Here is a 16,107-nt window from a genome sequence, read left to right as displayed (position 1 = left end):
TCCGCTTGGGTGCTTTTTCTTTTAGTTATAGATAAAATTTTAATGAAACACGTTTAGTTGGAAAAAAGAGTGACTTAGTTGGAAAAATTATTGCTTTAGTTGGAAAAATCGCATCTGTAATTGGAAAAAAGTATTTAATATCAAATGTTAGAAGCACATGATTTCATTTGAAGCTACACATTAACAAGGGGGAGATGGAATGACAACATTTGGACTAATTAGACATGGCATTACTGAATGGAATGATTATGGTAAGGCACAAGGAATTTCTGATATACCTTTAAATAATATTGGTATAAAACAAGCACAAGAACTGGCAAATAGACTTTCAAAAGAGGAGGAATGGGATGTTATTATTTCAAGTGACTTATCGCGTGCCATAGAAACTGCACAAATAATATCCGATAATTTAAAACTGACAAATTGTATGATGGACGAACGAATTCGTGAAATTAATTGTGGAGAAATTGAAGGAACAACCGAAGAGGAACGGATTCAAAAGTGGGGAACAAGTTGGAGAGAATTGGACCTTGGTATGGAAAAATTTGAAGATGTAGCTATGAGAGGCATTGAATTTTTAGAGGAAGCGGTAATTACCTACAAAGATAAACGCGTGTTAATAGTAAGCCATGGTGCATTTATTGGTTTAACATTAAAAAGATTGTTACCAGAAAAGTTTACAAGTACATACATAGACAATACTTCCATAACGATTCTTCAAAATATAGAAAATAAGTGGGAATGTTCTCTATATAATTGTACGAAACATCTTAATAGAAGTTAGAAAGGAGAAAAAATAAACCAAAAAATCCATCACTTTTCTTACTCAAACATGAAATTCAAAAAAGGATTCCTTGAACGGCTTGAACCGTCACGGGATCCTCGTCATATTTCTATTTATCTAGGAAAACCGGTGAACATTTGATTTCCAAACCCGGGAAACATTTGGTTTCCAAACCCGGGAAACATTTGGTTTCCGAATCCAGGGAACATTTGGTTTCCAAACCCGGGAAACATTTGGTTTCCGAATCCAGGGAACATTTGGTTTCCGAACCTGGGAAACATTTGGTTTCCGAACCTGGGAAACATCTGGTTCTCGAACCCAGGGAAAAATTCGTTTTCAAACCGAGGAAATCTTTCATTTCCAAAACGGGGAAAAAATTCGTTTTCAAATCGAGGAAATCTTCTGTTATCAAACCGAGGAAAAAAAAATTGGGGTCTAAAAACGGGAAACATTTGGCGTCGTCCTACATTAAAAGGCATTGGATTGAACACTTTTTACCTCCTTTCTTAGGTTTAGTATAGGCTATGTTTAATTAATGAAGCGGCTTAGACTTAAACCCATGCCCAGTATTCAATCTTGGTATTCAGGATGGTTATGTCGTTTACACCCAAATAAGTAACATCCTGTATAGATGGAAGTATCAAATTTCATTATTGGGATAAAACCATTTGAGATTTGTTCTATGATGTTTTCATATTCCATTTTTTCATCAAGTAGTTTTTTGATGTGTTGTTTCTTGTCGTTTTCTGACCAATCTTCGTCACATATTTCGTTATGTGCATCAGTTATTTCTTCACTTTTTTGAAGGATTGATTGTTCCACGATTTCATGGGCTCGAGTGATAGAGTTGTTTTTAAGTAGTGAAAAAACATACAAAGTAACCCAATTAGGCTGTTTATAATAGCTTTCCCACCCCTTATCAAACCACCGTATTGCTTCATGAAAACAACCCATATCAACATATAATTCTGCAACTTCAATCTCACCGACAAATTCATCGTCTTCTTCTGAAAATGTATTTAGTTTCTTTTTCGCCTCTGTTAATTCCCCAAGTTTAACAAGACATATTATATGACTGTACATGGAGTAATCGGAGCTATTGGCACCTAAAAGGAAGAATTCCAAAGCCTCCTGAAATTCTCCAAGATGATATTTAGCAACTCCTAAATTTTTATAAGCTTCAATAGATGGTTGTATCTTAATAGACTGGAGCAAAATATTTGAAGCTTCTTGCCACATTTTTGTTTCTAAGTAGATTTCTCCTAAGAGATTATAAGGGAAGTAAGAGGATGGATTCATGCTTACTGCTTCTTTAATTAATTCAAGAGCTGTTTCATTATCCTCTTCTTCATGACGATATATCCAAGCTAGATTATTTAATGATTGAACATCTCTTGATTCACTTACAGCCTTTTGAAATAATACTAACGCTTGTTCATATTCATTTTTTTCAAGCATTTCAATAGCTTTTTGATTGGTATTCAACGGTTTTCTCCTCTTATCTTAACTAGACTATATTTAATTGTATGTTCTGTTAGAAATTATAAATTGATCTCCCTCTAAAAAGGATTTATTTACTAAGATGAAGAATAAATGTAAATATAGAAATGAATCTCTGAAAATGTCTAATCGGTAATGCACGAATAATTCACCCAAAGTAGTAGCTTGGCATAAGGTAATTGTATGTTAAAAAAAGGGGAGATTGTTAATGCTTCTAGAGTTTGTTAAGCGTATTTTAGTAGCTTTGATAGCTACTGTCTTGTTTAGCATGACATTTGCGTTTTTTTCCTAATAGAGAAACTAATTCTTATTATATTTCACTGCTCGGTTTATTTGTACTAATTTCCATTTACTCGGGACCTGTTTTTATTATTGCTGGCGTTATTTGGTCTATTATTATCGATTCGCTATGTTCTCAATATTTACATGCTTTCATTTGGTATGTAATTGCAGGAATAGTAAGCGCAATCGGCTTTATGTTTATTGTTCTAGGTGGTCCATTGGAATTAAATAAAGAAACTTTTAGTATTCTAGGATTAGGAATAATTGCGTCCCTTTTGTATTATCATATTTTAATTATTTGGAAGACTAGGTTCTTTAAAAGGTCACTTTACATGAATTAAGTAACTTCAGCGTTTTTGGATATTTCAAATGATTAAAAACCGGGGAGCTGTTGAAATTGATCAAGAAAATAGTTGTGCTTATCTTATTATTTGTGTTGTTAACTGCTTATAAGGATGAATCTGCATCTAAAACGGTAGGAAGCGAAGTTGAAAAAGCGTTGAATGTGGAAGTAAATAAACTCCAACTAGAAAATAAGCAATTAAAAAAACAAATATCTAAAATTGAAAAGGACCTTGAGGAACAAGATGATGCTTTAAGAACGACGATGAACTTAGCACTAAGAGTTTTCACTGCATTGAATAATAAAGACTTTGAGTATATTTCATCGATATCTTCTCCGAATGTTCAAGTGAAGGAAAAAGAGAGTGAAATCTACTTTAGTAATGATAACTACAGTCACAAAATTACCAATAAGGATTATCTTCTAGAAAACCTGGAGTATCGTTTTAATCAATTTGAAGACGATAAAATGACAATAGGTTTTGCTGAATACTTTTTGGAAGGACATAGTACTATTTATTTTGGATTTATCAAGCAAGATGGAGAATGGCTATTAGACTATATGGTAACGGATGCATAGTATTTGGAGGATTAATGATGAAAAATACAACAGAGAAGATTTTAGAATTAACAACAATAGAACAATGGAAAAAAGCATTCCCTATTATGAAGCAGCTTCGAACGGATTTAGAGGAAGAGACTTACCTTGCTTTACTTAATGAAATGAGGAAGGATGGATATCGCCTTTTTGCATTGATTTCAGGAGATAATATTGTCTCTCTAGCTGGGTTAAGTTTTAGAGTGAATTTTTATAGTAAACGCCACGTATTTATATATGATTTAGTAACCGATGCTTCTTCTCGTTCTTATGGATATGGGGAAACATTATTAAATTATATTCATCAATGGTCAAAGGAAAATGGAGCAGAGTATGTTGCTCTAGAATCTGGCGTTCAAAGAATAGACGCGCACAGATTTTATGAAGAAAAGCTTAGCTATGATAAATGGTGCTATTCATTCAGAAAGACCTTGTAATCATTAGCGATAAAATTAGATTAGGTGGGAGAAGAGGTACTCAATGATAAAATCTGTGAAAGGCCAATTTATCTTAGGTATAGTTACCGCTATTCTTTTTGTGTGTAGTACTTTTAATTATATTGAGTTTAGTGGTGAGAAAAAATTCCCTCAAGTGCTCTTTTATTTTGCAATGATATTTTCCGTTTATAATGCAGGATCAATCACACAAAAATATATTCAAACGAAAAGAGAAGCCAATTCTTAGGAGGGTTTTTTTGAGTCATTTCGAAAAAGAGTATCTTTCAATTATCATCCAGCAGTTTAGCCATTTTAAACAACGAGCAGAATTGGGGATTGAGCAATTATCGGAAGATGAATTACATTGGAAACCTAGTGAAGAATCCAACAGCATAGCTATTATCATGAAACATTTAAGTGGCAATATGCATTCAAGATGGGTTGATTTCTTGTCGACTGATGGAGAGAAATCATATAGGAATAGAGATAGTGAATTTATTGATGACTACCAGCCAAAAGAGAAGCTTATGCAAAATTGGGAAGAGGGATGGAATCTACTTTTCTCCACACTTGAAAATTTGAAGGAGAACGATTTACTTAGAACTGTAACACTTAGAGGTCAGCCACTCAGTGTTATACAAGCTATAGAAACGGAAGTAGCACATATTAGTTACCATTTAGGTCAAATATTATACATAGGAAAACAATTAAAAGATAAGGAATGGGTTATATTAAGTATCCCTAAAAACGTTTCAGAAAATGGCATTAGAAAATCAATACATATCAAACGATAAAGTAAAATAGGCATCCACATCCATTTTGAATTTTGTCTTCGAAATGGATTTTGTTTTGTTTTTTATTTTAGAAGGAGTTTTGAGTTTGAAAGAGAATAGTAATCTATGCTCGTATAAGATGCAGATATGCTCGGATAGAACGAGTTATTGCTCGGACGGAAAGTTTGGGCTCGTATGGAATTGCTTTATGCTCGGATAGACTGCATATATGCTCGGATAGATTGATTCATTGCTCGAACGGAAAGTTTGTGCTCGTATGCCAAGGGTTTATGCTCGTATAAGCTACAGATATGCTCGGATAGACCGAGTCATTGCTCGGACCGAAAGTTTGTGCTCGTATGCCATTGCTTTATGCTCGAAAAAACTACATTTATGCTCGGATACATCGAGTCATTGCTCGAACCGAAAGATTGTGCTCGTATGCCACGGCTTTATGCTCGTATAAACTGCATATATGCTCGGATACGTCGACTCATTGCTCGGAGCTAAAGTTTGTACTAGTATGCCACGGCTTTATGCTCGTATAAACTACAAATATGCTCGGATAGACCGAGTCATTGCTCGGACCGAAAGTTTGTGCTCGTATGCCACTGCTTTATGCTCGTATAAACTACATATATGGTCGGATAGACCGAGTCGTTGCTCGAACCGAAAGTTTGTGCTCGTATGCCATTGCTTTATGCTCGTATAGACCGAGTCATTGCTCGTAAAGAAAGTTCGCATTTGTAAATTTTTTAGAATGACTGAAGAATTTCTTCATCAAAGAAATTAGAAAACAATACATTTGTTGGGTGGTTATTTTGATGCAAACGGCGCTTCTAACAGTAACACATGATATTTCGGGAAAAAATATAGAATTATATACAGAATTAAAAAGTGAACTTGAAGGTTTGTATTCTGAAATTTTTATTACGATTAGTGATGAATCTTCTTTGGAATTGATAAAAGTAATTGAAGAAAGTAACTTTAAAGTCAAAATTATTCCAAAGAATGGTGCGGCACATGCCCGAAGAGAAGTTCTTAAGTTTGGGCTAGAGGGAAATAGTAAATATTTTCATTACTGTGATTTTGATAGAATATTAACATGGGGAAAGTACTATTTAAATGAACTAAAAACAGTTGTTTTAGATGTACCTAACTATGACTATCAAATTTTGGGAAGATCGGATAGGGCAATAAAAACACACCCAATTGAATGGATAGAAACAGAAAAAATCACTAATAAGATTTTCTCATTAGAATTTGGAAGGGACGTCGACATTACTTCTGGTTCTTGTTCATTTTCAAAAGAAAGTGCGGAATATATAAACGGTTATTCAAAAGAAAAAATGACTGATTCCGAGTGGGCAATGATAATAGCAAGAATTGCTAAACTTCAGGTGGATTATAAAACGGTAGAAGGATTAGAATATCACGAAGAAATTAATAGCGTGGATAAGGAGATAAGTGATTCGGATAAATGGTTACGTAGATTAGAACTTAGCCTAATAATAAGTAGAGCTTCCATGTATACTGGGAAATAAACAGAGGCTCAAACTATTTTCTAAAACCTTGCTTTATAGGAATATGCAGAGGAGGTGCTATTCTGAAAAGAATTCTATCAATTTAAGGTGGCATGGCTGGTGGAAAAACAACTCTAGTCAAAAGGTTAGAAGAGCATTTACTTGATGTACATTTTACATATGAAAATCCATACCCCATTGTTAGAAAAAGAGATGATTTGAATATAGATATCTTTACAGAGGAAGGATTTATAGCAAATCAAAGATTGTTCATCGAAGCTGAAATAAAACGGTATCATGAGTTGCCAGATAGTAAAATAATATTTGATAGAGGCCCAGAAGATATAGAATTTTATACTTTACATTTTCCTAAAGCTAACGGATTTGCATGGAATATAGAAGATCAATTAAAAAAAGAACTTCAAGAATTACGGCAATACCGTTCTGATATGATTTTATATTTAGATGCTAACGAAGAAACACTACAGAAGAGGATGCAGAAGGATTTAAGTAGAAGTAGAAAATCTTTTCATAACAATATGAAATTATTCCCATTTGAGAGAGACTGGTATCTTCAATTTAATACAAAGATTTTGGATGTCAATAACCGTACGCCAGAAGAAATAGAGGAATGGACAATTTGTTTTTTAAAGAGGAATAACTTTTTGTAACAATGTCAATTTATTCACTCACATAATTCTTCAAAAGGGTCTGGGGTTATAAACCCCAGACCCCTTATTTAAAACTAAAATTTACTACTAGTTAATACACAATTTATTCTGACCATATATTGGGGCTAGGCTACAAGAAACTAAATTGTTGTTCAAAATTGTATTTGTAGCTTTTCTAACTTACGATAAAGTGTACGAATACTGATTCCTAAATCTTTTGCTACCAATTGTTTTCCATTGTAGTTGTTCCCATAAAGGTTGAGTTTTTGAGATATGATTTCTCTCTCTACTCCAACCAATTCGACATTCTTTATTGCATTCTGAGTAACATTGGAATTGGCTAATAAATAGGGAGGAAGTGATTCCTCACTTAAATAATTTTCTGTTTCAAAATTCATACTATATTCAATAACATTTTCTAGTTCTCTCAAATTTCCGGGCCAGTGATAAGTTGATAATATATCCATGAACTGGTTTGTGCAGGAAATGACATACTTTCCAGATCGGTTCTTCAAGTTTTCGATCATTTCTTCAACAAATAAAGGCAAATCAATTAGTCTTTCTCTTAAAGGTGGTATTGTAATAGGGATTACATTTAAGCGGTAAAATAGATCTGGTCGAAAGTTCTTTTCATGTAATGGTTGATTTGTAGCAGCAATAATTCTAGCATTTACCTTCTTTACATTAGTCCCGCCAACTCGTTGAATAATACCATCTTGTAAAACCTTTAATAACTTCGATTGTAAGTGAATAGGAAGCTCTGCTATTTCATCTAAGAATAATGTTCCATTATCCGCTAATTCAAAATAACCTTTTTTTCCACTTTTTCTTGCATTGGTAAACGCTCCACTTTCGTATCCAAATAGTTCACTTTCAAATAAGCTCTCAGGTATACTCGCACAGTTTATTTCTACAAGAGGTCCTGTACGTACAGTGCTATTTTCATGAATATACTTTGCCAACATGCTTTTCCCTGTCCCAGTCTCTCCTGTAATGAGAACTGTGGATGTACTGTTTCTAATTTTCTCTACTAATTTAGTAATATGTTTGAATGCTTGACTGTTACCAAAAATATACTTTCCTGAAGTGTAAACAGGAGAATGATTGCTTTTAAATTCATTAGAATCCCTCAAGATTGAAATAATAATATCTTTTAAACGCGTCAACCATCCAGTGTAGAAATCTTTTTGTTCAATTAGTACATTTTCATTATGATGAGATAAGCTAACGAAAGAAAGATACCCAAATTTTTCACCATTAAACATCATATCCTGGATAAGTTCTGCTTTCGATGGACAATTATTATAAAAATGGCATCCTTCACACATCTTCATATCTCCTGGCTGATGAAGTAGAGTAATGTGGTTTCCATATATTCTATCAAAAAAGGGAGCATGCACCTTTATTCCCTTATGAGTTATATAATCCTCGGTTGCGGCTATTAATCGCCCCTCTCTATTAAAACAGGCAATGTCCACTTGCAAAAGCCCCGAAAACGCTTGTATCACTTTCGAAATAGAACTTAGCAAAATCACTTAATCACCTCTAATTATATTCCTGCTATTATAATAATGAATTATATTCCTAATGTTCAGAATAATCAATGTCAAATAAATAAGTTATAAGACACCTAACATTGCTGTAAATTTACGTCTCTTTCAGTTTGTTAAACATCTTACTTAAAGGCTTCCTATTTATACCTACAGCATTACTATGCTTTCTATTAAAGTTGGCATAGAAATTGCATTATAAAATTTGTATACAAAGATAAAAAAATAGGAAGGATGGATTCAAAGATGGGTATATATGAAGATAGCCTAAGTGGTAAACGTGTTGTTATTACTGGAGGTGCTAGTGGAATAGGATTAGCTACCGCTCTTCGATTTGTAAATGAAAATGCTATTGTCACTATCATTGATAACAACAAAGATACATTAGAAAAAATATTGAATGAGTATCAGGGAATTAAACACGGTGTAATTGCTGATGTAAGTAATCATCAAAGTGTGTGTGATGCGTTTATAGAAATTGATCAATTGACTGGTGGTATAGATATTCTTATTTCTAATGCAGGAATAAGTGTTAGATCAAATTTTTTAGACATTACTTCGGAACAATGGAATAAAGTGATTGGTGTAAACCTTAATGGCATCTTTTATACTGCTCAGGAAGCTGCAAAAAGAATGATTAAACAGGGTCATGGAGTTATATTAATGACAGCTTCTACTAACGGTTTAGTAGGTCATCCATATTATGCAGACTACAATGCTTCAAAAGCAGGTGTTAATCTTTTAGCACGAACGATGGCGTTAGAATTAGCTCCGACAATCCGTGTAAATACAGTTTGTCCAGGATACGTGCTTACTCCAATGCAAATTGCAGAATATAGCCCAGAAGCATTAGAACAAGTTAATGAAAAAATTCCATTAAAAAGGCATGCCCAACCAGAAGAAATTGCGGGATTATTTGCTTTTCTAGCATCTTCAGAAGCGAAGTATATAACTGGACAACATATCCCTATTGACGGTGGAGAACTAGCATAATTTTCAGGTTTAAAGTATCAATGCCTAAAGAATCATAAGAAGGGTATCACTAAGTCTTTTTCTACTTAGTGATATCCTTCTTATTTTTGCCAAACAGAAATTTAATAACTGAGTTTTCGCTCGAATTAGTATTGTAAAGTCTATGTTACCTTCGGAATTAATTCGATTCTATCATAGATGACGTAAATGACACAGCTGGCATACTTTTGTCATTTACGACACATGGTATTCAATTAATTACTTCCTTATATTTCAGAATTTTCTTTGTTTTTTATATATTTTTCTTTGTTTAAAAAGTTGGCACAGAAATTGCAATATTAGATTGTATAGCAGAAAAAGGAGGAGAAATTATTTTCAAGTTTTTGGGGTACCAACAGCGATGAATACAATTAGAATTTGCTTAGAAAGGTTGAGATTAATATGAATTATGAAGACTTACTAGGGATTAAAAATAAAGTTGTTGTCATTACTGGTGCTGCTTCTGGTATAGGACTTGCAACTGCAAAGTTATTTTCTCACTTAGGTGCTTCCGTAGCTTTGATTGATATTAACGAAGAGCAAGGAAAAAAAGTCACCAATGAAATAAATATAAAAGATGGGAACGCAAAATTTTACAATTGTAATGTGACATTATCGGCAGATTGTGAAGCAACTGCACAGAAAATTGAAGACGACTTTGGAAAAATTGATGTACTTTTTAATAATGCTGGAGTCATTCGAAGAAAAACAGTTGTCGATCATACAGAGGAAGAATGGGATTTAGTGCTAGATGTTTCTTTAAAAGGAGCGTTCCTACTCTCAAAATACATTATTCCTATCATGGAGAAAAATGGAGGAGGGAGCATTGTTAACACTGGATCTGGTTGGGGTTTGAAAGGTGGAGACTTGGCTGCATCCTATTGTGCTGCTAAAGCTGGTGTAGTCAATTTAACAAAAGCTATGGCCATTGATCATGGTAAGCAGAATATTCGAGTGAATTGTATTTGTCCTGGCGATACAGACACACCTCTCCTAAGAGACGAAGCAAAACAATTAAAACATGATGAGGATTCTTTTTTAGCCTCTTCAGCAGTTGACCGACCGCTAAGCCGAATTGGAACACCACTAGATATCGGGAAAGGTGTATTATTCTTGGCTAGTGATATGGCTTCTTGGGTGACAGGAACAGTCCTTACAGTTGATGGCGGAGGCCTAGCATAATAAATTAGGAGGAAATTGTTATGAAAGAATTGAAGAAAATTGCACATCCTTACATTCCGAACACAGTACCGGAAATCAAAGACCAGATGTTAAAGGAAATAGGAGTAAAGACAGTAGAAGAGCTGTTTGCTGGAATTCCAGAAGAGTTGCATTATCGTGAAGAAATGAACATTTCAAAAGCGCTTTCAGAGTATGAGCTTCGCAGATATATTAATGGAATAATGTCAAAAAATATCAGCACAACAGAGTATTTGAATTTTTTAGGTGCTGGTTGTTGGAATCATTTCGTCCCAGCCATTTGTGATGAAATCAATTCTCGTGCTGAGTTTTTGACTGGATACGCAGGTGATCCTTACGAAGACCATGGTCGCTACCAGGCTCTTTTTGAGTACCAAAGTTTAATGGCTGAGTTAGTCGATATGGATGTTGTCAATGTACCGACCTTTGACTGGGCACAAGCAGCATCTACATCAATTCGGATGGCAAGTCGAATTACTAGTCGGACAGATGTATTACTACCAAAAACAATATCTCCAGATAGGTTAAAAGTTATAAAAAACTATTGCTCACCCTATTTAACTGTCAGCTTGATTGACTTTAAAGAAGATTCTGGGCAAATTGATCTTGACGATCTGAAGAATAAACTATCTTCTAACACAGCTGCTGTCTATTTTGAAAATCCTTCCTATTTAGGATTTTTAGAAACACAAGGTCAGCAAATAAGTAAACTAGCAAAAAAACATGGAGCAATTACTATTGTGGGTGTCGATCCAAGTTCTTTAGGTATCGTTGAGCCACCTAGTCACTATGGTGCTGATATTGTTTGTGGTGACCTTCAACCATTAGGAATGCATATGAATTACGGTGGTGGTCAATCAGGGTTCATTGCAACTCATGATGATATTAAATTTGTGCAAGAATATCCATCCAGATTATTTGGAATTGCACCTACAGTATCAGAAGGCGAATATGGCTTTGGAGATGTATATTACGATAGAACTTCCTTCGCACAAAGAGAAAAAGGAAAAGAATCTGTTGGGACGCAAACGGCGCTATGGGGGATTACAGCAGGAGTATATTTATCTTTAATGGGGCCAAACGGAATGTATGAACTCGGTAAATCTATTATGCAAAAGTCACAATATGCGATGCAACAGATTGGTAGTATTCCAAATGTCGTTGCATCACGATTTGAGTCAACTAGTTTTAAAGAGTTTGTTGTTGATTTCTCTTATACGGGTAAATCAGTAAAAGTGATTAATAAATATCTTCTTGACAATGGAATTTTTGGAGGTAAGGACCTTTCCGAAGATTTTCCTGAATTACAGCAATGTGCTTTATTCTGTATTACAGAAATTCATTCTAAAGATGATATCGACCATCTCGTTTCAATGATTAAACAGTGCATAAACTCAAAATGAAATAAATAGTAAAGGATGAATGAACATGCAAAAAATTAATCGCGAACATAAAGTGCGGAATTTTCATCAGGCTAAATGGGATGAACCGATTATTTTTGAACTTCATAATAGTGGTGAAAGAGGTGTTTCACTTCCAAAGGTGGAGTGCGAAATTGTTGAGTGTGTAGGTGATGGGGTATCAGCTTTACCAGCATCATTGATCAGAAAGTCGGCACCTGAATTACCTGAAATTTCACAAAACAGAGTTCTTCGCCATTACTTAAGACTTTCTCAGGAAACACTTGGAGCAGCTTTTAACGTTGAAATAGGTCAAGGAACTTGTACCATGAAATATTCACCAAAAGTTAATGAAGAAATCGCTGCATCTCCTAAAATGACAGAGCTTCACCCTCTACAGGATGAAAGTACAGTGCAAGGTCTATTGGAAGTAACGCATAAATTAGATCTTTGTATGAGAGAAATTTCTGGTATGGATTACTTTTCGTTTCAACCGGGAAGTGGAACACAGTCATTATTTACAATGGCTTCTATAGTTCGAGCTTACCATGAAAGTAAAGGGGAAGGTGATCAGCGTGATGAAATTATCACTACTATCTTTTCGCACCCCTCACAAGCAGCAACTGCTGCTGTAAAAGGATATAAAATTATTACACTGTATCCTGATAAAGACGGTTTTCCAGACCTTGAGAAGTTAAAAGAAGTTGTCTCTGAACGTACTGCGGGCTTTGTAGTTGCGAACCCTGAGGATACAGGCATTTACAATACACGTATAAAAGAATTTACAAAGGTCGTCCACGAGGCAGGCGGGGTTTGTTATTACGATCAAGCAAATGCAAATGGTTTGTTGGGAATTACGAGAGCCAAAGAAGCAGGATTCGATATGTGCTTTTTCAATCTTCATAAAACATTCTCTACACCACACGCATGTGGAGGTCCAGCTACAGGGGCACTAGGCGTGGTTGCTAAATTAAAGCAGTTTTTACCTGGACCAATAGTTGAAAAACAAGGTAATCAATATATATTAAATAGTGATTTGAAGCACAGTATTGGAAAGGTTCGTTCTTTCCAAGGAGTACCTCAAATGATTGTTCGTGCATACGCTTGGATTCGTTCACTCGGTGCAGAAGGATTAAAGGATGTAGCAGAAATCGCTGTCTTAAATAACAATTACCTGTATCATCATATTCTAAAAATTCGTGGAGCAAGTGCCCCATATATTAAAGGGCAACGATTGGAGCAAGTGCGATATAGCTGGGAACAGTTAACACGAGAAACTGGAGTATCAACCGATGATATTTCACGAAGAATGGCTGACTTCGCACACCAATATTGGACTAGTCATCATCCATATGTTGTACCCGAGCCATTTACGCTTGAACCAACAGAGTCAACTTCTAAATCAGATTTAGATGAGTACATTGCTTCATTAACACATATTGCAAAAGAAGCATATGAAAATCCAGAAAAAGTGAAAAATGCACCTTATAATAGTTCTATTCACCGTGTAGATGAGCAAGATTACTTTGATAATCCAGAAAAATGGGCAATCACATGGCGATCATACTTAAAAAAGGTTAAAGAAGTAGAAAAGATCAGATCCTAATTTGTCTCCCCATCCATGATGAAGCTTTCTCATGGATGGGGAGTTGGTGATATTGAATCTAAGGTGGTGTCTCACATGATTAAAGTAACTAATTTAAAAAAATCATTTGGAGATTTAGAAGTTCTAAAAGATATCAATGTACAAATCAACAAAAATGAAGTTGTTGTAGTAATCGGTCCATCCGGATCAGGGAAATCAACGCTCTTGCGGTGTTTAAACAAATTAGAAGAGACAACTTCTGGAACAATTCTATTAAATAATATTGACCTCACTAATAAGAAGGTCAATATCAATAAAGTAAGAGAAGATATCGGAATGATTTTTCAGCAATTTAACCTATTTCCTCATAAGACAGTATTGGAGAATATTATTATTGCTCCAATGAAAATACGAAAAAAAAGCAGAAAAGATGCTGAAAATGCAGCATATATACTGCTTGACAAGTTAGGTTTAGTGGATAAAGCAACAGCCTATCCTGATTCCCTATCTGGAGGACAGAAACAGAGGATAGCAATTGCTAGAGCGCTAGCAATGGAACCTAAAGTAATGCTTTTTGATGAACCGACTTCTGCACTCGATCCAGAAATGGTTGGAGAAGTTCTAAATGTTATGAAACAACTTGCACATGGAGGAATGACAATGGTCGTTGTTACGCATGAAATGGGATTTGCTCGTGAAGTAGGAGATCGCGTGATTTTTATGGATGAAGGTTATGTAATTGAGGAAGCTGATCCGAAGCAATTATTTAGTAATCCTCAACACGAGCGAACAAAAGCGTTTCTATCAAAGGTTTTATAAGCAATAACAACTATTATGAAAATTAAAACTTGGAGGAAAAAATAATGAAAAAGAATCGTTTACTAGCTGTAATGTTTTTTTACACAACCCTAATAATGTTATTGGCAGGATGCGGAGGCAAGTCAGATTCATCAAGTGCGAATCCACAAAAAGCTGAAGAGGATTTGAAATTGGTGAATGAAGGGAAACTAACATTTGCGATGAGTGGGCTACTTAAACCATTAAACTACAAGGAAAACAATGAGTTAGTTGGTTTCGACGTAGAAATAGGAACTGAAATTTCAAAAAGAATCGGGCTTGAACCAAATCCAGTGACGAATCCTTGGGAAACTATACTTCAAGGATTAAAGGGGAAGAAATATGATGTCATCATTGGAAGTATGACTGCCACGGAAGAACGCTTAAAACAAGTTGATTTTTCAGATCCATATTATATTTCTGGTGCACAGATTTTCATAGCGGAAACAAACGATGCCATTCAATCGAAAGAAGATTTGCGTGATAAGTCGATTGGTGTAATGCAAGCAAGTACACATAAAGAAGTTGCAGAAACATTGTCGACCGATGTGAAAGGATACCCAAGCGAAATATTTGCTTTACAAGACTTAATACCGGGACGTATTGATGCGGTCATTACGGACAAAATTGTCGGAGTTTCTGCAATCAAGGAACAAGGTATGAAAATTAAAACGGTTGACGGTGTTCTAAATAGGGAAGAAATTGCAGTCGCAATTAATAAAGATCATCAAGCTTTACTAGACAAAATTAATGGCGCCATCGCAGAAATTATAGAAGATGGAACTTATGAAAAGATAAGCATGAAATGGTTTGGAGTAAATATCATGGAGGACTAAATATACTAGTATAAAGTTACCTTAGTAAAGGAGTTAACTTACAATGAATTTCATAGAAAGTATTGTGTCCATTATCCAAAAACATGGAACGGCCTTTTTAGAAGCAACAACTATCACTGTTTCTATCACAGCTATTTCTCTCATAATCGCAACAGTAATTGGGTTAGTTTTTGCATTCTTTAAAGTATCAAATATTTGGATACTTGCTAAATTAGCAGATATCTACATTTTTATTGTTCGTGGGCTCCCATTAATTGTGCTAATTATGTTTCTGTATTATGGAATTTCAAGTGTAATCGTTCTAAGTGATTTTATCGCAGGTGCGGTTGCATTAGGGATTCATTCCGGTGCATATTTGGCAGAAATTTTTAGGGGAGCAATCCAATCTGTTGATAGAGGTCAAAACGAGGCAGCACGCTCTCTGGGTATGACTGCTCCTTTGACAATGAGTACGATTATTCTCCCTCAAGCCTTTAAACGAGCGATTCCAGCATTAGGAAATCAGTTTATCATTGGTCTGAAAGACTCCTCCCTAGTTGCTTACATTGCTGTAACCGAGCTCTTTAGTCATGCACTAACAGCTTCGGCTGAAAACTATATGCCATTTGAGACATACCTAGTTGTAGGGTTCTATTACTTAGGGTTAGTCTTAATATTCACACTATTACTCAATTATGTTGAAAAGAGATTGAATACTGAAAACTTATATATGAAAAAACTAAAAAAGAAAACTCACTCTTTATAAATATATAATGAACCCAAAAGTAGAGTTTTTGAA

At 34.8% G+C, this 16,107-nt stretch carries 16 protein-coding genes; 14 read left to right on the top strand and 2 right to left on the bottom strand.

From position 1 onward, the window contains the following. Nucleotides 1–199: 199 nt before the first annotated feature. Nucleotides 200–784 (top strand): histidine phosphatase family protein, encoded by a 585-nt coding sequence (locus FG384_RS14265; protein WP_142643277.1) that lies wholly within the window; start codon nt 200–202, stop codon nt 782–784. Nucleotides 785–1,354: 570 nt separating this feature from the next. On the opposite strand, the gene FG384_RS14260 is transcribed toward FG384_RS14265, so the two are convergent. Continuing rightward, entirely contained in the window at nt 1,355–2,269 is a 915-nt protein-coding gene (locus FG384_RS14260) for a tetratricopeptide repeat protein (protein ID WP_142643276.1), read from the bottom strand. Nucleotides 2,270–2,963: 694 nt separating this feature from the next. Between FG384_RS14260 and FG384_RS14255 the strand changes: the two genes are divergently transcribed. From FG384_RS14255 to FG384_RS14235, 6 genes are all read left to right on the top strand, one after another. After that, complete coding sequence (locus tag FG384_RS14255) at nt 2,964–3,488, top strand: hypothetical protein (protein ID WP_142643275.1); 525 nt, start codon at nt 2,964–2,966, stop codon at nt 3,486–3,488. Between the two features lie 17 nt (nt 3,489–3,505). After that, nucleotides 3,506–3,943, top strand: coding sequence for a GNAT family N-acetyltransferase (locus FG384_RS14250; protein ID WP_142643274.1), 438 nt, complete (start codon nt 3,506–3,508; stop codon nt 3,941–3,943). A gap of 43 nt (nt 3,944–3,986) precedes the next feature. Then, nucleotides 3,987–4,190: a hypothetical protein gene (locus FG384_RS19855; RefSeq protein WP_166462451.1), complete on the top strand. Its 204-nt coding sequence runs from the start codon at nt 3,987–3,989 to the stop codon at nt 4,188–4,190. A gap of 10 nt (nt 4,191–4,200) precedes the next feature. Then, a complete protein-coding gene (locus FG384_RS14245) occupies nt 4,201–4,737 on the top strand; it encodes a DUF1572 family protein (protein ID WP_240793440.1) in 537 nt (178 codons plus the stop codon). Between the two features lie 803 nt (nt 4,738–5,540). Further along, entirely contained in the window at nt 5,541–6,260 is a 720-nt protein-coding gene (locus FG384_RS14240; protein WP_142643272.1) for a hypothetical protein, read from the top strand. A 92-nt stretch (nt 6,261–6,352) separates the two neighbouring features. Then, complete coding sequence (locus FG384_RS14235; RefSeq protein ID WP_240793439.1) at nt 6,353–6,910, top strand: AAA family ATPase; 558 nt, start codon at nt 6,353–6,355, stop codon at nt 6,908–6,910. Between the two features lie 152 nt (nt 6,911–7,062). Here the strand turns inward: FG384_RS14235 and FG384_RS14230 are convergent, their stop codons facing one another. Then, nucleotides 7,063–8,244: a sigma-54 interaction domain-containing protein gene (locus tag FG384_RS14230; protein ID WP_240793438.1), complete on the bottom strand. Its 1,182-nt coding sequence runs from the start codon at nt 8,242–8,244 to the stop codon at nt 7,063–7,065. A gap of 462 nt (nt 8,245–8,706) precedes the next feature. On the opposite strand from FG384_RS14230, the gene FG384_RS14225 reads away from it, so the two are divergent. The 7 genes from FG384_RS14225 (at nt 8,707) to FG384_RS14195 (ending at nt 16,074) form a co-directional block, all read left to right on the top strand. Next, on the top strand, nt 8,707–9,453 hold the full coding sequence (locus tag FG384_RS14225) for an SDR family NAD(P)-dependent oxidoreductase (RefSeq protein WP_142643270.1): 747 nt from the start codon (nt 8,707–8,709) through the stop codon (nt 9,451–9,453). A gap of 420 nt (nt 9,454–9,873) precedes the next feature. Further along, nucleotides 9,874–10,653: an SDR family NAD(P)-dependent oxidoreductase gene (locus FG384_RS14220; RefSeq protein WP_142643269.1), complete on the top strand. Its 780-nt coding sequence runs from the start codon at nt 9,874–9,876 to the stop codon at nt 10,651–10,653. A 29-nt stretch (nt 10,654–10,682) separates the two neighbouring features. Continuing rightward, nucleotides 10,683–12,074, top strand: coding sequence for an aminomethyl-transferring glycine dehydrogenase subunit GcvPA (gene gcvPA / locus FG384_RS14215; RefSeq protein WP_420849968.1), 1,392 nt, complete (start codon nt 10,683–10,685; stop codon nt 12,072–12,074). A gap of 25 nt (nt 12,075–12,099) precedes the next feature. Next, nucleotides 12,100–13,677 (top strand): aminomethyl-transferring glycine dehydrogenase subunit GcvPB, encoded by a 1,578-nt coding sequence (gene gcvPB, locus FG384_RS14210; protein WP_142643267.1) that lies wholly within the window; start codon nt 12,100–12,102, stop codon nt 13,675–13,677. A gap of 75 nt (nt 13,678–13,752) precedes the next feature. Next, on the top strand, nt 13,753–14,475 hold the full coding sequence (locus FG384_RS14205) for an amino acid ABC transporter ATP-binding protein (protein WP_142643266.1): 723 nt from the start codon (nt 13,753–13,755) through the stop codon (nt 14,473–14,475). Between the two features lie 44 nt (nt 14,476–14,519). Continuing rightward, nucleotides 14,520–15,329, top strand: a complete 810-nt coding sequence (locus FG384_RS14200) for a transporter substrate-binding domain-containing protein (RefSeq protein ID WP_142643265.1) — start codon at nt 14,520–14,522, stop codon at nt 15,327–15,329. Nucleotides 15,330–15,372: 43 nt separating this feature from the next. After that, the gene (locus tag FG384_RS14195; protein WP_142643264.1) at nt 15,373–16,074 is read left to right on the top strand and encodes an amino acid ABC transporter permease; all 702 of its coding nucleotides are present in this window, start codon (nt 15,373–15,375) and stop codon (nt 16,072–16,074) included. Nucleotides 16,075–16,107: the final 33 nt, after the last annotated feature.

Source organism: Psychrobacillus vulpis (genome assembly GCF_006861825.1).
GTDB classification, from domain to species: Bacteria; Bacillota; Bacilli; order Bacillales_A; family Planococcaceae; genus Psychrobacillus; species Psychrobacillus vulpis.
This window is presented reverse-complemented; position numbering and strand designations above follow the sequence as displayed.

What these genes read in the sequence shown, in the direction of transcription:
- FG384_RS14265 (WP_142643277.1), top strand. Translation starts at nt 200, where the DNA reads ATGACAACATTTGGACTAATTAGACATGGCATTACTGAATGGAATGAT.
- FG384_RS14250 (WP_142643274.1), top strand. Translation starts at nt 3,506, where the DNA reads ATGAAAAATACAACAGAGAAGATTTTAGAATTAACAACAATAGAACAA.
- FG384_RS19855 (WP_166462451.1), top strand. Translation starts at nt 3,987, where the DNA reads ATGATAAAATCTGTGAAAGGCCAATTTATCTTAGGTATAGTTACCGCT.
- FG384_RS14240 (WP_142643272.1), top strand. Translation starts at nt 5,541, where the DNA reads ATGCAAACGGCGCTTCTAACAGTAACACATGATATTTCGGGAAAAAAT.
- FG384_RS14235 (WP_240793439.1), top strand. Translation starts at nt 6,353, where the DNA reads ATGGCTGGTGGAAAAACAACTCTAGTCAAAAGGTTAGAAGAGCATTTA.
- FG384_RS14230 (WP_240793438.1), bottom strand. Translation starts at nt 8,244, where the DNA reads ATGAAGATGTGTGAAGGATGCCATTTTTATAATAATTGTCCATCGAAA.
- FG384_RS14225 (WP_142643270.1), top strand. Translation starts at nt 8,707, where the DNA reads ATGGGTATATATGAAGATAGCCTAAGTGGTAAACGTGTTGTTATTACT.
- FG384_RS14220 (WP_142643269.1), top strand. Translation starts at nt 9,874, where the DNA reads ATGAATTATGAAGACTTACTAGGGATTAAAAATAAAGTTGTTGTCATT.
- gcvPB (WP_142643267.1), top strand. Translation starts at nt 12,100, where the DNA reads ATGCAAAAAATTAATCGCGAACATAAAGTGCGGAATTTTCATCAGGCT.
- FG384_RS14205 (WP_142643266.1), top strand. Translation starts at nt 13,753, where the DNA reads ATGATTAAAGTAACTAATTTAAAAAAATCATTTGGAGATTTAGAAGTT.
- FG384_RS14200 (WP_142643265.1), top strand. Translation starts at nt 14,520, where the DNA reads ATGAAAAAGAATCGTTTACTAGCTGTAATGTTTTTTTACACAACCCTA.
- FG384_RS14195 (WP_142643264.1), top strand. Translation starts at nt 15,373, where the DNA reads ATGAATTTCATAGAAAGTATTGTGTCCATTATCCAAAAACATGGAACG.